This is a genomic window from Streptomyces sp. NPDC003035 (assembly GCF_042888285.1).
Lineage (GTDB): Bacteria > Actinomycetota > Actinomycetes > Streptomycetales > Streptomycetaceae > Streptomyces.
The window spans coordinates 394,098-416,589 of record NZ_JBIAPJ010000001.1 but is presented as its reverse complement, the minus strand read 5'-3'; the positions used below and the strand labels follow the sequence as shown (position 1 = coordinate 416,589).

The following is a 22,492-nucleotide window of genomic DNA, read 5'->3' as shown; positions in this document are numbered from 1 at the left end:
TCAGCGGGCCGCCATGCGCAGGGCGCCGTCCATCCGAATGGTCTCGCCGTTGAGGTAGTCGTGCTCGGCGACCATCGTGACGAGCCGGGCGTACTCCTCGGGGCGGGCCAGGCGCTGCGGGAAGGTGACGCTCGCGCCGAGCCCGGCCCGGATCTCCTCGCTGAATCCGGCCATCATCGGGGTGTCGACGATCCCGGGGGCGATGGTGACGACCCGGATGCCGAACTGGGCGAGGTCGCGGGCGGCGGTGACGGTCATGCCGGCGACGCCCGCCTTGGAGGCGGCGTACGCGATCTGGCCGACCTGGCCCTCGAAGGCGGCGATCGAGGCGGTGTTGACGACCAGACCACGCTGGCCGTTCTCGTCCGGCTCCCGGCGCGCGATGACCTCGGCGGCCAGCCGCATCACGTTGAACGTCCCCAGCAGGTTGACATTCAGGACCGTGCGGAACAGGTCGAGGTCGTGCGGGCCCTTGCGGCCCAGGATCCGGGCGGAGGGGGCGATGCCCGCGCAGTTGACGGCGAGCCGCAGCTCGGCGCCGTCGGCCTCGATCCGGGCGAGGGCCTCACGGACGAGCCCCTCCTCGGTGACGTCGGCGGCGAGCAGGGTGACGCCGTCGGGCCGCGGTCCTGCCGCGGCGACGGCCTTGTCCAGGTCCAGACCGTAGACGGTCGCGCCGCGGGCGGCCAGGGCGGCTGCGGTGGCGGCGCCCAGGCCGGATGCGGCGCCGGTGACGAGCGCGGCGGAGCCGGCGATGTCCATGGAACTCCTCGAACGGGTACGAGAGCGGGTGCGGGGACGGGGCTCAGCGGGCGAGCTGGCGGCTGATGACGAGCCGCTGGATCTGGTTCGTTCCTTCGAAGATCTGCATGATCTTGGCCTCGCGCATGTAGCGCTCGACCGGGAAGTCGCGGGTGTAGCCATACCCGCCGAGGACCTGGACGGCGTCCGTGGTCACCTTCATGGCGGCGTCGGTCGCGATCAGCTTGGCGGCGCTGGCCTGGCGGCTGAAGGGCCTGCCGAGGTCCCGGCGGCGGGCCGCGTCGAGGTAGGTGGCACGGGCCGAGTCCACGGCCGCGGCCATGTCGGCGAGGAGGAAGCCGAGGCCCTGGTGGTCGACGATCTTCCGGCCGAAGGTGGTGCGCTCGTTGGCGTAGTCGACGGCGGCGTCGAGTGCGGCCTGGGCCAGGCCCGTGGCGCAGGCGGCGATGCCGAGGCGGCCGCAGTCGAGCGCGCTGAAGGCGATCTGCAGGCCCTGCCCCTCGTCGCCGATGAGCCGGTCGGCGTCCAGGAGGGCGCCGTCCCAGTGGGCGGAGGTGGTGGGGACGGCCTGGAGGCCCATCTTCCGCTCGGGCTTGCCGAAGGTGAGGCCCTCGGTCTCGCCGGGGGCGAGGAAGCAGGAGATGCCGTGGCCGCCCGGCGCGGTGCGGGCGAAGAGGGCGTAGAAGCCGGCCTTGCCGCCGTGGGTGATCCACGCCTTGTTCCCGGTGACCCGGTACGCCGTGCGTCCGGTGCCGTCGTCCGTGCGCTCGGCCTTGCAGGAGAGGGCGGCCGCGTCGGAGCCGGCCTGCGGCTCGGAGAGGCTGTAGCCGCCGATGGTCTCGCCGGCGAGCATCGCGGGCAGCCAGCGCTCCTTCTGCTCCGCGGTGCCGAAGGAGTGCAGGGGGTGGCAGGCGAGCGTGTGGACGCTGGTGGCGACGGCGACGGCCGCCCAGCGGGCCGCGAGCTCCTCCAGGACCTGGAGGTACACCTCGTACGGCTGGCCTCCGCCGCCGAACTCCTCGGGGTACGCGAGGCCGAGCAGCCCGGCCTCGCCCAGGGTGGTGAACAGACCTTCCGGGTACGTCTCGGCGGCCTCGTGCTCGTCCACGCGGGGGGAGAGCTCCTTGTCGGCGATCTCCCGCGTGAGGGCGATGAGGTCCGCTGCCTCGGGGGTGGGAAGCAGGCGGTCGACATCCATGGCGACTCCAGTGACACTCAGCACCGCTGTAACGGTACTGGGGGCGGTACGGCAGTACCGTTGAGAGTAGCGCAGAAGGGTTCGGCCGCAACCCCCGAAGGGCCGCCCGGCATACTGATCGGGTGATCGAGACCTCAGCCGCCGGCGTCCCCAGGCCGACGGGCCGCGGCGCGGCCCGCCGGTCCGCCCTGTTCGAGGAGCTGGTGGCCCTCCTGGTCGGCGAGGGCTTCGCCCGGCTGACGCTTGACGACCTCGCGGCCCGACTGCGCTGCTCCAAGCGCACGCTCTACGGCCTGGCGGACAGCAAGGAGCAGCTTGTCCGGGCGGCCGTGGTCCACTTCTTCCGGCGCGCGACCAGCCGGGTCGAGGCCGTCCTGGCGGCGGAAGGGGAGCCCGCGGAGCGGCTGGCCGCGTACCTGCGGGCGGTCGCGGCGGAACTGGCTCCGGTCTCCCCGCAGTTCTTCGACGACGTGGCCGCCTTCGAGCCGGCCGCCGAGGTCTACGAGCGCAACACCCGCGCGGCGGCGGGCCGGGTGCAGCAGCTGATCGAGGAGGGTGTGCGCGCGGGCGTCTTCCGCGAGGTGCACGTGTCGTTCGCGGCCGATGTCATCGCCTCGGTCATGGTCCGCATCCAGCAGCGGAAGGTCGCGGCGGCGACCGGACTCGCGGACGCGGAGGCGTACGGCCAGCTGGCCGAGCTGCTCCTGAACGGCCTGCGCAAGGGCTGAGCCCCGCGGCCGGACTGCCCGGCCGATACCGGCCGCACCTCGGTCACTCACTGTGCGCAGGTGATCCATTACTGTGTGCCGCGCATCGACATGCCCACGACCCAGGGAGATCTCCGCGTGGAGCGCAGAGCCGCCCTGGCCCGGGCACTCCGCGAGGCCGGAGTGCCCGGGGACCACTACTGGATCGAGGGCATCCACGAACCGGCGCCCACCCCGCCGGACTTCGTCTGTCTGCGGTCGCTGAAGGACGGCGACGGCTGGGAGACGGGGGTGTACGAGCGGGGCGTGTACGAGCCGGTGGCCACGCACGCCACCGAGGCGGATGCCTGTGAAGGCTTCCGTACGCTGATCTAGAACTCGTCGTCCGTGTGCGGCAGTCGCTCCGTCCGGAGCGCCGCGTCGAGGGTGGCGGCGGCGCCCGGTGTGTGTTCCTCCACCAGGCCCGCGGCGACCAGGTCCGTGACCCGTGTGCCGCCGAGGTAGCAGGCGGCCAGATCCCGTACGTCGAAGGAGAGGTCGACCGGGTCGCCGGTCGGCTCGTAGCGGGCTCCGCCCTGGCCGGTCGTGAGGCGGAAGCGGCCGGAGTTGGCGGGGAGGCGGCTGTCGTGGACCTCCAGGACGAGATCCGCCACGGCGGCCCAGCCGCGGGCCGTCAGCGCCGCGCGGACGTCGACGAGCCGCATCCACAGCGCGGGGAACTGCCCCGTCACGCGCACCTGGTCGCGGTCCGCGGCGAAGAGGAGCAAGGGGTCGTCGAGCGGTCGGCCCCAGGCCCGCACGGTGCCGGTCAGGTCGATCGACGCGAGGTAGCGCCAGAGCGCGGCGGCGACGGCCGGGGTGTCGGCCTCCAGCTCGTCGACCCGCACCAGGCCGGCGGCGTGGGTCTCCTCGTTCTCCGCCTTGGTGCGGTAGACGGCGTATCCGGCCAGGGGCTCGCCGAGGGCGACGATCCGGGGCGGGGAGAGCTCGTCGTCGTCCTCGGCCTGGTCGGGGAGCCACTCCCCGCTCCAGCGTTCCTCGTCCCGCGCGACCCGGCCGGCCCGCAGGGCGCGGGTGGCGTCGAAATAGGGACCGACGGCCGCGGGCACGTCGGCCGGGTCGATCAGGCGCAGCGGGCGCTCGTCGGGGTCGATGCGCAGGGCGAGCGGGCGCCGTGAGTCGATCTCGACGATGATGCCCTGGGTGGCGGGGCCGAAGCCGAACCGGCCGTAGATGGCGTCCTCGGAGGCCCAGAGCGCGGCGATCGGCTCGGCGCGCTCGGCGGACCGGCGGAAGAGTTCGGCGAGCAGGGCGGAGAGCACGCCGCGGCGCCGGTGGGTGGGGGCGACGGAGACGAACGTCAGGCCGGGGCAGGGCAGTTCGCCGCCGGGCACGGAGAGGGTGAAGCGGTGGGCGGCGACGAAGCCGACCAGGGTGTCGCCGTCGTAGGCGCCGATCCGCTCACAGGGGAGCAGCAGTTCGCGGTGGTGCTTGCGCTGCTCCTCCTCGGGGCGCTCGTGGAAGACGAGGTACACGAGGTCGAGGGCGCGGTCGATATGGGCTTCCGGTACGTCGCGGATGTCTGCGTCTCGCATCTCCATGCTCCGGACCCTAACGGTCGGCCGCCGCCGGGAGGATCGGTGGATCGGCGAGCCGTACGAGTTCCAGCGCCTGGGCCGGGAACCAGTCGCCCGCCTTGGGGTCGACCGTCCCCCGCTCCGGGTCCGCCGGCGCATTCGCCGATCACCGGCCACCGGTCACCGTCACCGGTCAGGCGACGGAACCTATCCGGCCGTCGGCTGTGCGCGGGCCGTCGTGGTGAATGGGGGTGTGGGCGCCGGTCAGGGAGACGCCGGAGCCGCCGCGCCGGTTGGCGACGATCTCGGCGCCGATGGACAGGGCCGTCTCCTCCGGGGTCCGGGCCCCCAGGTCGAGACCGATCGGGGAGCGCAGGCGGGCGAGTTCGAGTTCGGTGACGCCGACCTCGCGCAGGCGCTTGTTGCGGTCCTCGTGGGTGCGGCGGGAGCCCATCGCGCCGACGTAGGCGACGGGAAGCTTCAGGGCGGCTTCGAGGAGCGGGACGTCGAACTTGGCGTCGTGGGTCAGGACGCACAGGACCGTCCGCGCGTCGACGTCGCCGGAGGCAGCGGCCGCCTCCAGGTAGCGGTGGGGCCATTCGACGACGATCTCGTCGGCCTCGGGGAAACGGGCGGCGGTCGCGAAGACCGGCCGGGCGTCGCACACGGTGACGTGGTAGCCGAGGAACTTGCCGACCCGCACGAGGGCGGAGGCGAAGTCGATGGCGCCGAAGACGATCATGCGAGGGGCCGGGACGGAGGACTCGACGAGCAGGCTGAGCGGCTGTCCGCAGCGGCTGCCGTCCTCGCCGATCTCGACGGTTCCGGTGCGGCCCGCGTCCAGCATGGCGACCGCCTCGCCGGCCGCCGTGCGGTCCAGTTCGGGGTGGCCGCCGAGGCCGCCTTCGTACGTTCCGTCGGGGCGGACGAGGAGCGCCCGGCCCATCAGTTCGGCGGGTCCTTCGACGATCCTGGCGAGGGCCGCCGCCTCCCCCGAGACGGCGGCGGCCAGGGCAGCGGGGAAGACCCCGCCGCGTACCGGCGTGACGAGGATGTCGATGATTCCGCCGCAGGTCAGGCCCACGGCGAAGGCGTCCTCGTCGCTGTAGCCGAAGCGCTCGAGGACGGTTTCGCCGTCTTCGAGCGCCTGTTGGCACAGGTCGTAGACCGCGCCCTCCACACATCCGCCGGAGACCGATCCGATCGCCGTGCCGTCGCTGTCGACGGCGAGGGCGGCGCCGGGCTGCCGGGGCGCGCTCCCGCCGACCGCCACGACGGTGGCGACGGCGAACTCGCGTCCCTGCTCGACCCACCGGTGCAGCTCTTCGGCGATGTCCAGCATCTCGAACTCCTCGGTATGTGTGGAGGGCGGCGGTCAGGGGCGTCAGCCGACGCCCAGCCAGCTCTCGATCGGGTGGATCGCGAAGTACACGACGAAGATCGCCGTCAGGCCCCACATGAAGGCGCCCACCTCGCGTGCCTTGCCCTGCGCCACCTTGATGACGGCGTAGGAGATGACACCGGCCGCGACACCCGTGGTGATGGTGTACGTGAACGGCATCAGGACCACGGTGAGGAACACCGGGATCGCGACGGCGCGGTCGCTCCAGTCGACGTGCTTGGCGTTCTGCATCATCATCGCGCCGATGACGACCAGGGCGGCGGAGGCGACCTCGGCCGGCACGATCGCGGTGAGCGGGGTGAAGAAGAGACAGAGGGCGAAGAACGCGCCGGTGACGACGGAGGACAGACCCGTACGGGCACCCTCACCGACGCCGGTCGCCGATTCGACGAAGACGGTCTGGCCGGAGCCGCCGACACCGCCACCGATGACACCGCCGGCGCCGTCGATGAACAGAGCCTTCGACAGACCGGGCATACGGCCCTGCTTGTCGGCCAGGTTGGCCTCGGAGCCGACACCGATGATGGTGGCCATGGCGTCGAAGAAGCCGGCCAGCACCAGGGTGAAGACGATCATGGTGATCGTGATGTAGCCGACGTCGCCCCAGCCGCTGAAGGACACTTCTCCGATGAGTGAGAAGTCCGGTGCGGAGACGGCGCTGCCCTTGAGCTCCGGCGCGCCGGAGAACCAGGCGCCCGCGCCCTTGGCCGGGATGTCGGCGACGGCGTTGACGATCATGGCGATGACGGTGCCCGCGACGATGCCGATGAGGATGGCGCCGGGGATGTTGCGGGCCTGGAGGGCGAAGATCAGCAGCAGGGTGACCGCGAAGATCAGTACGGGCCAGCCCTGGAGTTCACCGAGGGGGCCGAGGGTGACCGGGCCGCCGCCGGGCGAGGGGTTCTCGTGGACGAAGCCGGCCTTGACGAAGCCGATGATCGCGATGAAGAGGCCGATGCCTATGGTGATCGCGTGCTTGATCGCCAGCGGGATCGCGTTCATGATCATCTCGCGGAGGCCGGTGACGACCAGGAGACAGATGATCACACCGTAGGCCACACACATGGCCATGGCCTGCGGCCAGGTCATGACGGAGATGACCTGCGAGGAGAGCACGCCGGAGACGCTGAGACCGGCTGCCAGGGCGAGCGGGACCTTGCCCCAGAAGCCCATGAGCAGAGTGGTCACAGCGGCGGCCAGAGCAGTCGCCGTGATGAGTGCGGGCTGGCTGAGGACGTTGCCTTCAACGTCCTTGCCGCCGAGGATCAGGGGGTTGAGCAGGAGAATGTACGCCATCGCCATGAAGGTGGTGACGCCGCCGCGGATCTCCGTCGCGACGGAGGATCCTCTCTCCGAGATGTGAAAGTACCGGTCGAGCCAAGAGCGGCCGGCGGGGACGTTCGAGCCGGAGCCCGCGTCCTCCGAGGCGGTCTTGGGCTCCACTGACGACTGGGTCATGGGGCCTACTCCCAAGGTTCAAAGGGGCACCCGCTTAAGACTGGGAAGTCAGAGAAGCTGCGGGATTTGGGATGCTGCGTGGGCTGCACGACCCGGGGGACGGCCCGAGACGAACGGGGTGGATCAGTGACGCTGGTACTGCGGTACTGCGGTACTGCTGGGGTGGTGCGGGTACTGCTGGGTTGCTCCGGGCGGTGCGGGCGGGGGAAGTGTGACGTTCCGGGGAGGCACGCACCGCCCGGAGAGTCCTACAAGGTGCCGGTGAGCGCCTCGGGGCGGACCGGTGTCTTGTTGAGTTCGAGGCCGGTCGCGTTCCGGATCGCCGCGAGGACGGCCGGGGTGGACGACAGGGTCGGGGCCTCGCCGATGCCACGTACTCCGTACGGGGCGTTCGGGTCCGCCAGCTCGAGGTAGTCGACCGGGATGGTCGGCGTGTCGAGGATGGTGGGGATCAGGTAGTCCGTGAAGGACGGGTTGCGCACCTTCGCGGTCTTGGGGTCGACGATGATCTCTTCCATCACCGCGACGCCGAGGCCCTGGGTGGTGCCGCCCTGGATCTGGCCGATGACCGACAGAGGGTTGACCGCCTTGCCGACGTCCTGGGCGCAGGCCAGTTCGATGACCTTGACGAGGCCGAGTTCGGTGTCGACCTCGACCACGGCGCGGTGCGCCGCGAAGGCGTACTGGACGTGGCCGTTGCCCTGGCCGGTGACCCGGTCGAAGGCCTCGGTGGGGCGGTGGCGCCACTCCTCCTCGACCTCCACGGCCTGGTCCTCGAGGACGTCCGCGATGGAGGCGAGGGCCTCGCCGCCGTCGGTGACGACCTTGCCGCCCTCCAGGAGGAGTTCGGCCGTGGCCCAGGCCGGGTGGTAGGAGCCGAACTTGCGCCGGCCGATCTCCAGGACCTTCTCCCGCACGATCCCGCAGGAGTTCTTGATCGCCCCGCCGGTCATGTACGTCTGGCGGCCCGCGGAGGTCGAACCGGCCGAGCCGACCTGCGTGTCGGCCGGGACGATGGTCACCTGCTGGACGCCCAGCTCCGTGCGGGCGATCTGGGCGTGGATGGTGACACCACCCTGGCCGACCTCCGCCGCCGCGGTGTGGACCGTGGCGACCGGCTCGCCGTTGATGACCTCCATACGGATCCTGGCGGTCGAGTAGTCGTCGAAGCCCTCGGAGAAACCGACGTTCTTGATACCGACCGCATAGCCGACACCACGGACGACGCCTTCACCGTGGGTGGTGTTGGACAGACCACCGGGCAGCGCACGGACATCCGCGCCCTCGCCCGCGGCCTCCCACTGACGCTCCGGCGGCATCGGACGCGCCTTCACCCGGCGCAGGAGTTCGGCGACCGGGGCCGGGGAGTCGACCGGCTGCCCGGTCGGCATGATCGTGCCCTGCTCCATCGCGTTCAGCTGCCGCAGCTCCACCGGGTCCATCCCCAGCTTCGCGGCCAGCTTGTCCATCTGCGCCTCGTACGCGAAGCACGCCTGGACCGCGCCGAAACCACGCATCGCGCCGCACGGCGGGTTGTTGGTGTAGAGGCCGATCGCCTCGATCTCGACGTCGTCGATGACGTACGGGCCGACCGAGAGGGAGGAGGCGTTGCCGACGACCGAGACCGTGGACGAGGCGTAGGCGCCGCCGTCCAGGACGATCTTGCACTTCATGTGCGTGATCTTGCCGTCCTTGGTGGCGCCGTGCTCGTAGTAGAGCTTCGCCGGGTGCCGGTGGACGTGCCCGAAGAAGGACTCGTACCGGTTGTAGACCATCTTGACCGGCTTGCCGGTGCGCAGCGCGAGCAGCGAGGCGAGGATCTGCATGGAGATGTCCTCGCGGCCGCCGAAGGCGCCGCCGATGCCGGCCATGGTCATCCGGACCTTGTCCTCGGGCAGGCCGAGGCAGGGCGCGATCTGCTCGCGGTCCGCGTGCAGCCACTGGGTGGCGACGTACAGGTCGACGCCGCCGTCCTCGGCCGGTACGGCGAGACCCGACTCGGGGCCGAGGAAGGCCTGGTCCTGCATGCCGAAGGTGTACTCGCCCTTGACGATGACGTCGGCGCGCTTGGCGGCCTCGGCGGCGTTGCCGCGGATGATCGGCTGGCGGTGCACGATGTTGGGGTGCGGGACATGGCCGGCGTGGTGGTCGTCGCGGTTCTCGTGCACCAGGATCGCGTCCGGGGCGGTGGCCGAGGCCTCGTCCGTGATGACCGGGAGCTCCCGGTACTCGACCACGATCTTCGCCGCCGCGCGGCGGGCGGTCTCCGGGTGGTCGGCGGCCACGAGGGCCACCGGCTCACCGTGGTGACGGACCTTGCCGTAGGCGAGCACCGGGGTGTCCCGGAACTCCAGGCCGTAGTTCTTCGCGGCCGGCAGGTCCTCGTGCGTCATGACGGCGTACACGCCGTCCATCGCCAGCGCCTCGGCGGTGTCGATCGACACGATCTCCGCGTGGGCGACGGTGGAGCGCAGGACCTGGCCCCACAGCATGTCCTCGTGCCACATGTCCGAGGAGTACGCGAACTCACCGGTGACCTTCAGAGTGCCGTCCGGACGGAGCGTGGACTCGCCGACACCACCCTTGGTGTGGTTCTGGGTGACCTCGGTGGGCGTGCCCACCGGTACGGTGCGTGTGTTCTGAGCCATGTCAGACCGCCTCTCCCTGGCGCTCCTGGCGAGCGGCCGCGAGGCGGACCGCGTCGAGGATCTTCTCGTAACCCGTGCAGCGGCAGAGGTTGCCGGAGAGCGCCTCGCGGATGTCCGCGTCCGTCGGCGACGGGTTGCGCTCCAGCATCTCGTCGGCCGCGACCAGCAGACCCGGCGTGCAGAAACCGCACTGCACGGCACCGGCGTCGATGAACGCCTGCTGGATCGGAGACAGTTCGACGCCCTCGCCGGTCTGCGAGTCCTGACCGGGCTTCGCCTCCCACTGCTTGGCCGCGTCGAGCGAGGTGCCGCAGGCGCCCGACGCACAGGCCCCTCCGTCCCGACGGGCTTCCTCGCGCTGCGTGGCGTACTCCGCCAGGCCCTCGACGGTGACGACCTCGCGGCCCTCGACCTGACCGGCCGCGACGAGACAGGAACAGACCGGCACGCCGTCGAGACGGACCGTGCAGGAACCGCACTCACCCTGCTCACAGGCGTTCTTGGAGCCGGGCAGACCCAGGCGCTCACGCAGGACGTAGAGGAGGGACTCGCCCTCCCAGACATCGTCGGCTTCCTGCCGGCGACCGTTGACGGTGAAGTTGACGCGCATGGTTATGCAGCTCCCTCAAGCGTGCGGCCGGCGCCGCGGTACTGCTCCCAGGTCCAGCCGAGCTGGCGGCGAGCCATGATTCCGACGGCGTGACGGCGGTACTTGGCGGTGCCTCGGACGTCGTCGATGGGGTTGGCGGCCGCCGAGCAGAGGTCGGCGAACTGCTTGGCGATCGACGGAGTGATGATCTTGCCGTTGTCCCAGAAACCGCCCTCCTCCAGAGCCGCGTTCAGGAACTCCTCGGCAGCCTTGGCACGGATCGGAGTCGGGGCCGCGGAGCCGATACCGGTACGCACGGTCCGGGTCTCCGGGTGGAGGGCCAGGCCGAAGGCACAGACCGCGATGACCATCGCGTTCCGCGTACCGACCTTGGAGTACTGCTGCGGGCCGTCCGCCTTCTTGACGTGGACGGTCTTGATGAGCTCGTCGGGCTGCAGCGCGTTGCGCTTCACGCCCGTGTAGAACTCGTCGATCGGGATGAGGCGGCTGCCACGCGCCTGCGACTCGACCTCGACCTCGGCCCCGGCCGCGAGCAGCGCGGGATGCGCGTCACCTGCGGGCGACGCCGTGCCCAGGTTGCCGCCGACACCACCGCGGTTGCGGATCTGCGGGGAGGCCACGGTGTGCGAGGCGAGCGCCAGGCCCGGCAGCTCGGCCCGCAGGTTCTCCATGATCTGGGTGTACGGAACGGAGGCACCGAGGCGGACGTTCTCCTCGCCGACCTCCCACTCGCGCAGGAGCTCGATGCGGTTGAGGTCCAGGAGGTACTCGGGACGCCGGTGGTCGAAGTTGATCTCGACCATGATGTCGGTGCCACCGGCGATGGGCACGGCCGTGGGGTGCTCGGCCTTGGCGGCGAGCGCCTCCTCCCAGCTGGCGGGGCGAAGGAAGTCCATGGTGGCTCTCTTCTTGTGCTTCTAGTGATCGGGGGTCGGTCGTACGGGCCCGGGGGGACGGCCGGCCCTCGACTTCGAATTCGTGTTCATCCGCTGTTAACGCGACGTGTGGCCTAGTACACAAGCCCGGCTCTCCCCGGTGCAGTCACCGAAAACATGAAGGAGTTGGCTGGTGACCTTGTTCGTCTTGTAGATTCGAACGAAAGGCGGGGCTCAGTAACCTCGCCGTTTCCCCCTGGAAACGGTGGCACCGGGCCACCGACGACAACGCGACAGTTTTCGCGAACGACGAGAAGGAACGGCGGCGACGAGATGCGGCTGCGCGCACTGCTGGAAACCGACGCGCTGGGGCTGCGCCTGCTCGGCGGTGAGGACGAGCTGGACCGCTCCGTACGGGGCGTGATGACGACGGACCTGAAAGACCCCAGCAGGTATCTCTCGGGAGGTGAGCTCGTCCTCACCGGGCTCGCCTGGTACCGCGTGCCGGAGGACGCGGAGCCGTTCGCCCGGATCCTGGCCTCCGCCGGGGTCGCGGGGCTCGCGGCCGGTGAGGCCGAGCTCGGGGACATCCCCGACGATCTCGTACAGGCGTGTTCGCGCCATCGGCTGCCGCTGTTCGCTGTGAACGAGTCCGTTGCGTTCGCGACGATCACCGAGCATGTTGTTCGACAGGTCTCCGGCGAGCGGGCGGGCGACCTGGCGGCCGTCGTCGACCGCCACAGGCGCCTCATGACCTCCGGGCCGGCGGGCGGCGGCCCCGAGGTCGTCCTCGACCTCCTCGGCTCCGACCTGGACCTGCGGGCCTGGGTCCTGTCCCCCACCGGCCGCCAGATCGCGGGCGCCGGAGAGCCGCTGGACGCCGGGCTCGCGGCGAAGCTGGCCGGCGAGCACCTGGCCGCCACCCGGACCGGACGGCGCGGCCCGCACCGCCTGAACGCCGCCGGAACGACGTACTCCCTCTTCCCGATCCGCAACACCGGGCGCGGGCCCGCGCCCGCCTCGCGGGACGTGCGGGAGACCGTCCTGTCCGACTGGCTGCTCGCCGTCGAGGCCGACGCGGGCGACTGGCCGGCGGCCCGGCTCGACCTGCTCCAGGGCGTCACCCAGCTCATCGCCGTGGAGCGGGACCGGCGGGACGCGGCGCGTACCGTACGGCGTCGGCTCGCGCAGGAGGTCCTCGAACTGGTCCAGACGGGCGCCGCCCCGGCCGAGATCGCCGCACGTCTGCGGGTGGCCGCGCCCGTGCTGCTGCCGGGCCTCGGGACGGCGCCGCACTGGCAGGTCGTGGTCGCCCGGGTCGAGTGGGACGCGGAGGCCGGCGCGGGCGCCGTGGAGACCGGTCCGGTGGCCCAGGCCCTCCTGGAGGAGATCCTGGTGGACCCGGCGACCGTGGGCGCCGACTCCGCCGACCGCATCGCCGTCGCCCACCACGGCGACGAGGCCATCGCGCTGGTGCCGCTGCCCGCGGGACCGCTGCCGGACAGCGAGGACGAGGGCAACGGCACCGTCGGGCTGCACGCCGACGTGCTGCTCGCGACGGTACGAGAGCCCCTGTCGGCCGGTCTCGACGGCGACGGCCGCCTCACCCTGGGCGTCAGCGCGGCCGTCCATTCGGCGGAGGGCCTGCGCGGCGCCCTGGAGGAGGCCCGCCATGCCCGCCGCGTCGCGGCCGCCCGCCCGGGCCGCGTGTGCGCCGCGGGCCACCACGAGCTCGCCTCGCACGTGCTGCTCCTCCCGTTCGTCCCGGACGACGTCCGCCGGGCCTTCACGGCCCGGCTGCTGGACCCGCTGCGCGACTACGACCGCCGCCACCGTGCCGAGCTCATCCCCACGCTGGAGGCCTTCCTCGACTGCGACGGCTCCTGGACCCGTTGTGCGACCCGACTGCACCTGCATGTGAACACCCTGCGCTACCGGGTGGGCCGGATCGAGCAACTGACGGGGAGGGACCTGTCGCGTCTGGAGGACAAGCTGGACTTCTTCCTGGCGCTGCGCATGTCGTGACTGCCTGTGCTGGCCAGGGCGTGACGGGCGAGGGTCTGACGCGCGAGGCCCGCCCTGGCCGGCCAGGGCGGGCCCGTCGGTCAGGACCCGCCCACGGGCCCGTGCGGGCCCGGTCAGGGGCCGGTGCGGGTCAGGAGGGTCCTGAAGGGCCCCTCCTGGGCCGTCAGGGCCTCCCAGGTTCCGGTCTGCACCACCCGGCCGCCGTCCAGGACCGCGATCCGGTCGGCGCGGCGGATGGTGGACGGCCGGTGGGCGATGAGGACCGTGGTGCGGTCGGCCGCGCCCGTCGCCGCGGCGAGCGCCTCGGCGAGGTCCGCCTCCCCGGCGGCGTCCAGGTTCGCCGTCGTCTCGTCGAGGACCAGGACGCGGGGCGCGGCGAGCAGGGCCCGGCCCAGGGCGACGCGGGCCCGTTGGCCGCCCGAGAGCGTGGCGCCGCGCTCGCCGACCGCGAGGCCGGAGACCAGATGGCCGATGCCGCACAGCTCCGCCACCTCCCGGACCCGCTCGTCGGGGGCGTCCGGAGCGGCGAGCCGCAGGTTCTCCGCGAGGGTGCCGTGGAAGAGCGGCGCGTCCTGTCCGACCACGGCCACGGCGCCCCGCAGGTCGGCGTCGGCGAGGTCGCGTACGTCGACGGCGCGGTCGCCTCCGACGATCTCCACGGTGCCTTCCCGCGGGTCCCAGAACCGTGCCAGCAGATGGGCCACCGTCGACTTCCCGGCCCCCGAGGCCCCGACCAGCGCCACGGTCTCCCCCGGACGGATTGCCAGGTCGACCCCGGCGAGCACGTCCGTACCGCCGTAGTCGAAGCGGACGCCCCGCAGCCGTACCCCCAGCGGTCCGTCCGGCAGCGGCACGGGCCGCTCGGCGGCCGGCGCGCCCGCCCGGGCCCCGATCGCCGCGCCGACGCGGGCGGCGGGCGCCCGAAGACCACCCGCTTGGCCCAGCGCCGCCGCCGAGTCCGCGACCGGCGCCAGACAGCCCAGGGCGAGGGCCATGGCGGCCGGCGCCCAGGGACCGCTCAGGGTGTGCGCGGCCGCGGCGACGACCCCGACGACCGCCGCGACCACGAGCAGGTCGCGTACGGCGGCCGCGCCCGCCTCCCAGGTGTGCTCGGCACGCTGGGCGTCCCCGAGCCGCCGGCCGTACGCGCGCAGCCGCGCCCGGCGCCGGTCCAGCGCGCCGAAGGCGAGGAGCTCGCGCAGCCCGTCGACGGTCTCCACGGTCTCGGCGGAGAGCGCTGCGGCGGCCTCACGGGTGCGCGCCCCGCGTGCCGCCCGGCCGCGACCGTCGAGGAGCGGCCCGAGGACGAGGAGCCCGGCGGCCGGCAGGACGGGGGCGAGGAGCCACGGGTCGACGAACCCGAGCACGACCGCGCCGGTGCCGAACACGGTCGCGGAGGCGAGGAGCTGGGCGACGGCGTGGGCGTAGAAGAACTCCAGCGCCTCCACGTCCCCGAGGGCGGCCGACGCCAGATCGCCACTGCGCCGCCCGGCGATCCGCGCGGGCGCGCTGCGGGCGAGCCCGTCGAAGACGCGGACGCGCAGCGCGGCGAGCACGCGGTAGGCGAGATCGTGCGACAGGTCCATCTCCCGCCAGGTGGCGAGCGACCGCAGCAGCACGAGCCCGACCAGAGCGCCCACGGTCCCGACGGCGGGCGCCGCCCCGTCCACGACGGCGGCACCGACGGTGTGCGCGGCGAGCGTGACCAGCGCGACGAGCGCGGCCTGATCGACGAGCGCGGCGCCGAAGGTCCGCAGGGTCATCCCCCGATGCGCCCCCAACACGGGCAACAGGGCCCACAGGGCCCGCGCGGGGGGTGCGCCGTCGACTCCGGAGGCCGGCGGCCCGGACCCGGGCGAGGCGTCGAGCTCCCGCTCCGCCCCCCGGCGCGGCTCGGGACCTGCCTCGGCGCCGAACGCCCGCGCGCCACCGTCCGCGGCCGCGGACGGGCCGTCCGACCCGGACGCCGGAGCGCCGGCGACCGCGGCCGCTGATGGACCGTCGTTCCCGCACGCCAGAGGTCGGCCCCCGGACGGGACGTGGAGCCCTCGCACCGGCTCCGGACGTGCCCCGGCGTCGGGCACCGCCTCGCCGCACGACGCCTGCGCGCCACCGTCCGGGGACGGGCCTGCGGCGCCTGAGGCCGGCGGCCCGGACCCGGGCGGGGCGTCGAGCCCTTGCGCCGGCTCTGGGGCGGCCGGGAGGGGCCTTCCCGCCGTGGGGGGCCGCACCGGTGACTGGTGTCGTGGGCGCTCGGGTTCGGTCGTCGTGGGGTCGTGCGCGTCGGGCCTGTGCCTCATGCCGCCTTCTCCTTCGTGCTCGCCGCGGCCAGCAGCCGCGCGTACAGGCCGTCCCGTCGGCGCAGGTCCGCGTCCGTGCCGATCGCTTCGACGCGGCCGCCGTCCAGGACGACGATCCGGTCCGCGTCGCGGACCGACGCCAGGCGGTGGGCGACCACCAGACACGTACGGCCCCGCGCCGCCTCGCGCAGGGCGCGGCCGATGCGCGCCTCGCGGCGTTCGTCGACGGCGCTGGTCGCCTCGTCGAGGACGAGGACCGGCGCGTCGGCCAGCAACGCGCGGGCCAGCGCCAGCCGTTGGCGCTGACCGCCCGAGAGCGTCGCGCCGCGCTCGCCGACGACCGTCCCGTAACCCTCGGGAAGCGCCAGCACCTCCTCGTGGATCCCGGCAGCCCGCGCCGCCGCCCGCAGTTCCCCGTCCGTGGCACCCGGCCGCGCCAGCCGCAGGTTCTCGGCGACGGTGGCGTGGAAGAGGTACGTCTCCTGGGAGACGACCGCGATCCCGCGCCGCAGCGAGGCCAGCGTGTACGTCGTGTGGTCGGCGCCCCCGACCGTGATCCGTCCGCCCTCCGGGTCCCCGTCCTGCCGCAGGAGCAGCCCGAGGAGCGTGGACTTGCCCGCGCCGGACGGTCCGACGATCGCCGTCGTCCGGCCCGCCTCCGCGGTGAACGTCACCCCCCGCAAAGCCGGTTCGGACGCGCCGGGGTGCGTGTGGTGGACGTCCTCGAAGCGGATCTCGGGCGCCCGCTCCCAGGCGGCCAAGGTGCTTCCGGTGTCCGGCACGGCACCCGTCGCGGTCCGCAGCGCGGCGATCCCGTCCGCGGCCGAGATGCCGAGGTAGCCGGAGTGCCACTCCCGCGACAGGTCGCGTACGGGCCGGAAGCACTCGGACGCGAGCATCAGGACGAGGTACGTGCCGGTCGCCGCCGTCCGCCCCGACACGGCCGAGGCGCAGGCGACGAGCGCGGCGGCGACCGTGCCGCCCTGCACGGCGAGGTCGGTGATCCCGGTGTCGACCAGTGAGATGCGAAGCTTGGCCACCGTCGCCCGGTGCAGCTCCGCGGACCGCGCCTCCAGCCGCGCGCGGGTACGGGCGACGGCCCCGGCCGCGCGCAGGGCCGGCATCCCCTGGAGCGCCTCCAGATAGTCGGCGGACAGCGCCTCGTAGGCGCCCCAGTGCTCCTGCCCGCGCCGTGCGAGCAGCCGGTCCCACCACCGGGGGGCGAAGAGCGCGAGGAGCAGCGCGGGGGCGAGGACGAGCGCCGCGTACGGCTCGACGAGGGCCACGGCGAGGAGCAGGACGGGGGGTACGGCGACGGTGAGGAGGAGTTGGGGGAGGTAGCGGGACACGTACGCGTCGACTCCCTCGACCCCGTCGACGAGCGTGGCCCGTACGGCCCCGGCGCGCGCGTCCGCCTCCCGCGGGGCTCCGACCGTCCCGAGCCGCTGGAGGAGCGTGTCGCGCAGCCCGGTCCGTACGGCGGCCCCGGCGCGCACCGCGACCTGACGCTGCCGACGCGTGAGCCAGGCCCGTACGGCGACGGTGCCGAGCACACCGGCGAGGAGCGGTCCGAGGCCGTCGGCGGTGCCGCGGGCGATCCGGGCGAGAGCGAGGGCGAGCAGGGCCGCCTGCGCGAGATGCGTGACCGTGACGGCGACGAGCAGCGCGGTGGCGACGGTGAGGGGCCCGCGCGCGGGACGTGCGGCGCGGACCAGCTCCGGGTGGAGCATCATGACGGCGGGGCTCCTTGGGCGGAGTGGGACGGTGGAAGGGCCGGGGTGGGCGGTCCCGGGGGCACGGCCTCGGCGCGCCCCTCGGCGCGTTCCTCGATACGCCCCTCGGGACGCCCCTCGGGACGTTCCTCGGGGCGTTCCTCGGCTCTGCGGCCGAGGGCGAGGGCGTGGAGGACCGCGGAGCGTCCCGGCGGCTCGCCGAGCGCGGCGCCGAGGTCGGCCGACTGCCAGGAGCCGACGGGGCGGGAGGCCAACCGGGCCTCACAGGCGAGGGCTTGGGCGATTCCGACGGCGTAGCCGGCGCCCAGGTGCGTCCGGCGGATCTCGGCGGGCGGGGCGTCGTCCGGGCAGCCGTACGCCAGGAGTACGGCTCCGGCCTCGGCGAGCCACCCCTGGCCGGCGGCCCACCGCGCGAGCGTGGGGCGGGCGTCCCCCGTGGCCGGCGTGCGCAGGCCGGGCCCGCCGAGGACGGCCGGTTCGGGGCCGCCGACGGCCACGCACCAGCGCACGCCCTCGGGTCCGGCCGCCTCGGCCGCGTGCAGGAGGCGGGCCAGTTCCGCGCGTTCGGGGACTCCACCGAAGCCGGGGGGCGCGCTGCGTCGACGCGTACGGGGCGGTGAGGACGGCAGCCCGGGAAAGCCGCACCACCTCCCCTCCCCCGCGCCGGCCGTGACCTCCGCGAGCGTGTCCCAGGCGGCGCGGAGCACCGCGGGCGCCGGCCTGCGGACGCCCAGCGGCGCGTCCCCCGGGCCGTGGGTGGCCCAGCGCGCGAGCACGTCGTGGGCGGGCCGCTCGCCCGGGGCGCGGCCCCACCAGGCCGCCGCCACCGCGTGTTCGGGCTCCCCCGCGCCGGCCGTCAGGCCCGCGGCGGCGGCCAGGAGCGTGCCGTCCGCGTCCGCGCAGACGGCGTGCGCGCCGGCCAGGGCGAGGGCGGCGAGCGCGTGACCGGTGTCGAGGAGGAGGAGCGGCCAGGCGCGGTGGGCGTAGTGGGAGACGGTACGGCGCGCGGTCACCGTCAGCACGAGGACCACGCCGTCCGGGGCGTCGGCGGGCGCGCCCCCACGCGGGTGGAGCCGGTGGGCGGCGGGGTCGTACGCGTACCGCCCGGGCTCCGGCACGCCGCCGGGGCCCACCAACAGGTGGACGTTCACCGGGTGCAGCGCCCCGGCCGACGCGGCGGGGCGCAACCGTCCGCCCGCGAGCGACGCCCGGAGCAGCCGGTCCAATGCGCCCGGCACCGGCACGGCCTGCCCGGGCCAGGCGGTGACGGCGCTCCCCGCCGCGAAGTCCGGCCCGGGCACCCGCCCCGACCGCGCGAGCCGCAGGGCGGCCCCGGAGACCCCGGCCGTCGGGTCCGCGTACACATCGGTCATCGTCCGTGTCCTCACATGTGCGGGGGCGGCGCGAGGGTGAAGTCGCCCGGGCCCACCGGTGCCGTGGGCCGCCAGCCCCGCTCGACCGCCGCCCGGCCGAAGCGCTCGCAGCCGAAGTAGCCGAAGGCGGCCGGAGCGTTGGGGACGAGCCCCGAGACGAGGACCCGGGCCACTCGCAACGGCGTCTCGGCGATGTCCTCGGTCGTCAGGTCGACGGTGATCAGGCGGTGGCCGCCGGCCGCCAGGCGGGCGTCGAGCGCGGCCCGGCTCCCCGCCGGGACCTCGTCGACGGGCACGACGCCGAGCGCCGGGTGGGTGAAGCGGCGGGCGTACGGCGCCATGCGCGGGTCCAGCCAGACCTGGACGTGCGCGCCCAGGTCCCGTACCGCGCCGAAGTCCTCGCCGACGGCGTCCAGGTAGCGCCGGTCAGGCCGGTGGTCGAGGTACAGGCCCCGGGCGAACATGCCCGCCTCGATCGCCCGGAAGACCCAGCCGTCCGCCTCCACCGCGCCCTGGGTGAAGACCCAGGTGTGGACCGCCTCCAGGACCGCCTTGCGCGCGGCCTCGGCGGGGTCGTAGCGGCAGGCGAACCCCGAGGCGTGGATGCCGCGTTCGGGGTCGTACACCCAGGCGGCGACGCAGGGCGCGAACTCGGAGGGCATCTCGACGATCCGGACGTCGAGGCCGCAGCCTTCGAGGTCGCGGTCGAGTCCGGGCACCGAGCGCGGGTCGATGCCGCGGGTGGGGCCGTCGAGGTGCCACCACAGCTCCAGCGCGTCCCGCTCGACGACTTCGAGGAGCCCGCGTTCGACGGCGTCGTCGAAGCCCTGGCCGGTGGCGATGCCCGCGTAGTTGAGGTGATGGGTGCGGGGCAGCGAACGGAGCTGTCCCTGACGCCAGTTCAGGTGGCTGAGCGCAACGGGCACCCAGCACTCCCGTCCGTCCTCCTCCCCCCGAGCCCAGAGGGCGGGGGTGTCGGGGCCGAGCGGCCGGTAGGGGAAGCGGGGGCGGTCGTACTGCCAGGAGGCGTACGAGGGAAGGTCACCGGGGCCATACAACAGCCGTCCCTCCGCCTGGAGTTCGGTGGCGGTCGCCAGACGTGGCGCGTCCGGGTGGCCGGGCGGCGGGAGCCGGTTGCCGCAGTAGCGCTCGACGGCCTCGGCGACCGCGGCGAGCCGCGCGCCCGGCGCGTCGCCGAAGGTGGTGCCCAGCGAGACCCGGTCGGCGGGCCAGGCGCCGAAGCGCCGCGCGTCGGAGACCTCGGCGGTCATCGCGGTGTAGCGGGGCGGGGCGCCGGTGGGGTGCGGAACGGCTTCGACTCCCCGTATGAGCCCGCAGACGGGGTCCACGAGCGCGTCGAGCGACGGTACGCCGGTGAGGGTCAACGGAGTATCTCCTGTACGGGATCGGTGGCGGCGGGGCGGTGGACGATGGGCAGCAGCAGGGCGCTGCCGGTCATCCGCACGGACCGTCGGGACGGCAGGAGCCGGGTCGCGGTCACGGGGTTCTCGCCGGTGTGCGGGTTGCGGGCGTGGGCCGGGAAGTGGTGTCCGGCGACCTCCACGCGAAGCCGGACCCCGGCGGCCATCCGGCGCGCGACGGGCCCGAGCGGGACGACCAGCTCCCGTGTACAGGAGCCCTCGTGGGCGACGCGGGCGATGCCGGTGGCGAGCGGTTCGGCGCGCCCGTCGGGGCGGAGAGCCACGAGCCGCACCGCCCAGTCGGCGCTCCGTCCCTCCGCCGCGGCGACGAGACGTACACCGGCGTCCCCCAGCAGATCGAGGGGGCGGGGAAGCGGTGGAGTGACGAGCAGACAGCGGTCGGGCGCGCCGTGCTCGTCGATGTCGAGGCGGTCGGAGCGCACGGGCCGCAGCGGATCGGCGACGAACTCGGCTCCGTGCACGAGCCGCAGGCCCGCGCTGTCCCCGAAGCGGTACGGGACGGGCCGCGCGGCCTCCGCGTCGGCGGCGGCGCACCAGTGGGCGCTGCCGCCGAGCGCGATCGCGCCGTGCCTGCCGTCGAGGGTGCCGGCCAGCGCCTTCCTGGCCCAGCGCGTGTACAACGCGCCGAGGGCCAGGTGGTGTTCGGGTCGGGCCTCGGGCGCGGGCGTGGCGGTCAGGCCGTGGCCCCACGGGCCGAGGAGGAGCCGTGCGGGGGCGCCCCACGACCGCCACAGGCGGACCGTGTCGTCGGCGAAGGGGTCGCGGCTGCCGCCGACGGCGAGGAGCGGTACGCGGGCGGAGGCGGCCCGCTTCCACAGGTCCTCGTCGCGCGGGGCGGACCACACTCCGGGCCAGGAGGCGAGCGGGAGGATCCGCGTCACGGGGAGCCGGTCGAGCAGGTCGGGGGTGTCCCCGAGGGCGTGTTCGAGGGCCTGGTCGTCGGAGTCGGGGCGGTCGCCGTGGGCCAGCCACCATCCGGCCCGCGCCGACAGCCTTTCGACCCCGCTCGCCTCGCGCGCCACTTCGCCGCCGCCGAGGGCGGGTACGGCGGCGATGACGGCGTCGGGACCCGGCCGCGGGCCGTACCCGTGCGCGTCCCCGTCATCGTCCGCGCCCAGCAGCGGCGCGAGGGCGCAGTGGGCCGCGTACGACGCCCCGACGGCCACCACGCGCCCGTCGCTCCACGCCTGGCCGCGGATCCAGGCCAGCGCCGTGGTGCCGTCCGCCGCTTCGGAGCGGTAGGGGTGCCAGGCCCCGTCGGAGGCGTGCCGCCCCCGGACGTCCTGCCCGACGGCGGCGAACCCGTGCGCCGCCCAGGCGCGCAGCTCGGCCCGGTGGCGGCGCCGGTCGTACGGGGTGCGGAGGAGGACGGCGGGATGGGGGCCGGGGCCGTCCGGCAGACAGAGGTCGGTGGCGAGCCCGTCGACCCGCACGGTCCTCATCGGGCGCCCTGGGGGTCCGCGACGCCCGACGCGTCCGGTCCCGCCGGCGCCCGCCCCGGCACGGCGATTCCCGCGCCCGCGACACCCGGCGCGCCCGCCGCCGACGGGATCGGCGCCACCGGCGGGACCGGCAGCACGGGATGGTCGGTGACCGCGAGGCTGCGCAGGTCGATACGGCGCAGAGTGCGGCGCGCCGCCCTGAGCCGGGGGCCGTCGGGGTCCGTCGCCCAGGCGAGGAGGTCGGCGGTCAGCAGGGCCGCGGCGAGGGCGGCGGAGGCGGTCCGGTGGCCGGGTCCGGTGTCACCCGCGTACCGCCCCTGCCAGTAGGCGGCGAGTTCGCGGTGCGCCGGGGTCGCGGCGAGGCGGCGGAGCCGTACGTCCGCGGCGGTGACGTCTCCGGGCCGGCAGGCCGGCGGCTCCAGCCACAGCTGGGCCCCCTCGCGGTGGCAGCGCAGCCAGGCCGTCCCCCCGGCCGGCAGGCGGTCGGCCTCGTCCCACAGGCCGGCGGGGACGGGGCCGTCCAGGCACCAGACGACCGCCGTCGCCGGGTCCCCGGCGACATCCGCGAGGTCCTGCGGCGTACCGGTGCGGACCTCGGCGCCGGCGTCCCGTGCACACCGGGCGAGCGGACCGGTGAGCAGGGGATCGCCGAGGAGGAGGACGGTCCGCCCGGTGAGCGGAGGCTCCGCCGGCGTTGCGGGGTCCCGCGCGTACCCGGCCTCCTCGAAGGCTTCGGCCAGGGTGTCGAGTTCGGCCCCGCCGCGACCCTCCGTCAGCCGGGCCACCACGTCCTCGGCGGCAGCGGTCCCGGTGTCGACGCGGAGGAACTCCCCGTCGGCCGTGCGCACCGCGAGCCCCTGGCCGGGGACGGTGACGAGGGCGACGCCGGGGGCGAGTCGCGCGGTGGTCACGGGAGTTCCTCCTGAAGCGGGTGAAGCGG

Annotated in this window: 17 protein-coding genes; 3 read left to right on the top strand and 14 right to left on the bottom strand. The window is 74.2% G+C overall.

Annotated features, from left to right (window positions below):
• Both ACFYV5_RS01795 and ACFYV5_RS01790 read right to left on the bottom strand, forming a co-directional pair.
• On the bottom strand, positions 1–762 hold the full coding sequence (locus ACFYV5_RS01795; protein ID WP_389163109.1) for an SDR family NAD(P)-dependent oxidoreductase: 762 nt from the start codon (positions 760–762) through the stop codon (positions 1–3).
• 43 nt (positions 763–805) lie between these two features.
• Complete coding sequence (locus tag ACFYV5_RS01790) at positions 806–1,960, bottom strand: acyl-CoA dehydrogenase family protein (protein ID WP_389163106.1); 1,155 nt, start codon at positions 1,958–1,960, stop codon at positions 806–808.
• Between the two features lie 122 nt (positions 1,961–2,082).
• On the opposite strand from ACFYV5_RS01790, the gene ACFYV5_RS01785 reads away from it, so the two are divergent.
• A complete protein-coding gene (locus ACFYV5_RS01785) occupies positions 2,083–2,688 on the top strand; it encodes a TetR/AcrR family transcriptional regulator (protein ID WP_389163104.1) in 606 nt (201 codons plus the stop codon).
• Positions 2,689–2,805: 117 nt separating this feature from the next.
• The gene (locus ACFYV5_RS01780; RefSeq protein WP_389163101.1) at positions 2,806–3,042 is read left to right on the top strand and encodes a hypothetical protein; all 237 of its coding nucleotides are present in this window, start codon (positions 2,806–2,808) and stop codon (positions 3,040–3,042) included.
• On the opposite strand, the gene ACFYV5_RS01775 is transcribed toward ACFYV5_RS01780, so the two are convergent.
• The 6 genes from ACFYV5_RS01775 to ACFYV5_RS01750 form a co-directional block, all read right to left on the bottom strand.
• Positions 3,039–4,262: a GNAT family N-acetyltransferase gene (locus ACFYV5_RS01775; protein ID WP_389165013.1), complete on the bottom strand. Its 1,224-nt coding sequence runs from the start codon at positions 4,260–4,262 to the stop codon at positions 3,039–3,041. The genes ACFYV5_RS01780 and ACFYV5_RS01775 overlap by 4 nt on opposite strands.
• Positions 4,263–4,437: 175 nt before the next feature.
• On the bottom strand, positions 4,438–5,586 hold the full coding sequence (locus tag ACFYV5_RS01770; RefSeq protein ID WP_355106630.1) for an XdhC/CoxI family protein: 1,149 nt from the start codon (positions 5,584–5,586) through the stop codon (positions 4,438–4,440).
• Positions 5,587–5,628: 42 nt separating this feature from the next.
• Positions 5,629–7,104 (bottom strand): NCS2 family permease, encoded by a 1,476-nt coding sequence (locus ACFYV5_RS01765; protein ID WP_389163098.1) that lies wholly within the window; start codon positions 7,102–7,104, stop codon positions 5,629–5,631.
• Positions 7,105–7,352: 248 nt separating this feature from the next.
• A complete protein-coding gene (locus ACFYV5_RS01760) occupies positions 7,353–9,752 on the bottom strand; it encodes a molybdopterin cofactor-binding domain-containing protein (protein ID WP_355106627.1) in 2,400 nt (799 codons plus the stop codon).
• A 1-nt stretch (position 9,753) separates the two neighbouring features.
• Positions 9,754–10,362, bottom strand: coding sequence for a (2Fe-2S)-binding protein (locus tag ACFYV5_RS01755; RefSeq protein ID WP_355106625.1), 609 nt, complete (start codon positions 10,360–10,362; stop codon positions 9,754–9,756).
• Between the two features lie 2 nt (positions 10,363–10,364).
• Entirely contained in the window at positions 10,365–11,258 is an 894-nt protein-coding gene (locus ACFYV5_RS01750) for a xanthine dehydrogenase family protein subunit M (RefSeq protein WP_355106623.1), read from the bottom strand.
• Between the two features lie 312 nt (positions 11,259–11,570).
• Here ACFYV5_RS01750 and ACFYV5_RS01745 point away from each other — a divergent pair, with 312 nt between their 5' ends.
• Entirely contained in the window at positions 11,571–13,262 is a 1,692-nt protein-coding gene (locus tag ACFYV5_RS01745) for a PucR family transcriptional regulator ligand-binding domain-containing protein (protein WP_355106621.1), read from the top strand.
• Positions 13,263–13,375: 113 nt separating this feature from the next.
• Here the strand turns inward: ACFYV5_RS01745 and ACFYV5_RS01740 are convergent, their stop codons facing one another.
• The 6 genes from ACFYV5_RS01740 to ACFYV5_RS01715 form a co-directional block, all read right to left on the bottom strand.
• Positions 13,376–15,019, bottom strand: a complete 1,644-nt coding sequence (locus tag ACFYV5_RS01740; RefSeq protein ID WP_389165011.1) for an ABC transporter ATP-binding protein — start codon at positions 15,017–15,019, stop codon at positions 13,376–13,378.
• A 539-nt stretch (positions 15,020–15,558) separates the two neighbouring features.
• Positions 15,559–17,295, bottom strand: a complete 1,737-nt coding sequence (locus tag ACFYV5_RS01735) for an ABC transporter ATP-binding protein/permease (RefSeq protein WP_389163093.1) — start codon at positions 17,293–17,295, stop codon at positions 15,559–15,561.
• The gene (locus tag ACFYV5_RS01730; protein ID WP_389163090.1) at positions 17,292–18,668 is read right to left on the bottom strand and encodes a hypothetical protein; all 1,377 of its coding nucleotides are present in this window, start codon (positions 18,666–18,668) and stop codon (positions 17,292–17,294) included. Before ACFYV5_RS01730 ends, ACFYV5_RS01735 begins: the two co-directional genes overlap by 4 nt.
• Positions 18,669–18,679: 11 nt before the next feature.
• A complete protein-coding gene (locus ACFYV5_RS01725; protein WP_389163087.1) occupies positions 18,680–20,053 on the bottom strand; it encodes a YcaO-like family protein in 1,374 nt (457 codons plus the stop codon).
• Positions 20,050–21,552: a CocE/NonD family hydrolase gene (locus ACFYV5_RS01720; RefSeq protein ID WP_389163084.1), complete on the bottom strand. Its 1,503-nt coding sequence runs from the start codon at positions 21,550–21,552 to the stop codon at positions 20,050–20,052. The genes ACFYV5_RS01725 and ACFYV5_RS01720 overlap by 4 nt, the downstream gene beginning before the upstream one ends.
• Positions 21,549–22,463 carry a hypothetical protein gene (locus ACFYV5_RS01715; RefSeq protein WP_389163082.1) on the bottom strand — a complete coding sequence of 305 codons (915 nt, stop codon included), beginning with the start codon at positions 22,461–22,463 and terminating at the stop codon, positions 21,549–21,551. The genes ACFYV5_RS01720 and ACFYV5_RS01715 overlap by 4 nt, the downstream gene beginning before the upstream one ends.
• Between the last annotated feature and the right edge of the window lie 29 nt (positions 22,464–22,492).